This window comes from Streptomyces viridochromogenes DSM 40736 (genome assembly GCF_000158955.1).
Taxonomy (GTDB): Bacteria; Actinomycetota; Actinomycetes; order Streptomycetales; family Streptomycetaceae; genus Streptomyces; species Streptomyces venetus.
Genome location: NZ_GG657757.1, coordinates 4155862 through 4157029, shown reverse-complemented (window position 1 = coordinate 4157029; position 1168 = coordinate 4155862). Strand labels below are relative to the sequence as shown.

The 1168-nt window shown below is 57.3% G+C and carries 2 other annotated features.

The features are described from left to right. Window positions 1-4 precede the first annotated feature (4 nt). Window positions 5-457: a sequence feature (23S ribosomal RNA rRNA prediction is too short), on the top strand. 24 nt (window positions 458-481) lie between these two features. Beyond that, window positions 482-1168, top strand: a sequence feature (23S ribosomal RNA rRNA prediction is too short).

Sequence of the window (1168 nt, the reverse complement as noted above, 5' to 3'; positions counted from 1 at the left end):
CTGGTTCTCCCCGAAATGCATTTAGGTGCAGCGTCGTGTGTTTCTTGCCGGAGGTAGAGCACTGGATAGGCGATGGGCCCTACCGGGTTACTGACCTTAGCCAAACTCCGAATGCCGGTAAGTGAGAGCGCGGCAGTGAGACTGTGGGGGATAAGCTCCATGGTCGAGAGGGAAACAGCCCAGAGCATCGACTAAGGCCCCTAAGCGTACGCTAAGTGGGAAAGGATGTGGAGTCGCAGAGATAACCAGGAGGTTGGCTTAGAAGCAGCCACCCTTGAAAGAGTGCGTAATAGCTCACTGGTCTAGTGATTCCGCGCCGACAATGTAGCGGGGCTCAAGCGTACCGCCGAAGTCGTGTCATTGCAGCAATACGGCCAACGCTGGCTGTGATGGGTAGGGGAGCGTCGTCTGCCGGGTGAAGCAGCACCGGAAGGTAGTTGTGGACGGTTGACGAGTGAGAATGCAGGCATGAGTAGCGATTCACACGTGAGAAACGTGTGCGCCGATTGACTAAGGGTTCCTGGGTCAAGCTGATCTGCCCAGGGTAAGTCGGGACCTAAGGCGAGGCCGACAGGCGTAGTCGATGGATAACCGGTTGATATTCCGGTACCCGCTGTGAAGCGTCAAACATCGAGCATCGTGATGCTAAGGCCGTGAAGCCGCCGGTGATCCCTTCGGGGTGAGTCGGAGTGGTGGAGCCGCTGAACCAAGCGGTTAGTAGGTGAGTGATGGGGTGACGCAGGAAGGTAGTCCATCCCGGGCGGTGGTTGTCCCGGGGTAAGGGTGTAGGACGTCAGGTAGGTAAATCCGCCTGGCAATAGTCTGAGACCTGATGCCGAGCCGATTGTGGTGAAGTGGATGATCCTATGCTGTCGAGAAAAGCCTCTAGCGAGTTTCATGGCGGCCCGTACCCTAAACCGACTCAGGTGGTCAGGTAGAGAATACCGAGGCGTTCGGGTGAACTATGGTTAAGGAACTCGGCAAAATGCCCCCGTAACTTCGGGAGAAGGGGGGCCACACCTGGTGATCCGTTTTACACGGTGAGCTGGGGGTGGCCGCAGAGACCAGCGAGAAGCGACTGTTTACTAAAAACACAGGTCCGTGCGAAGCCGTAAGGCGATGTATACGGACTGACGCCTGCCCGGTGCTGGAACGTTAAGGGGACCGG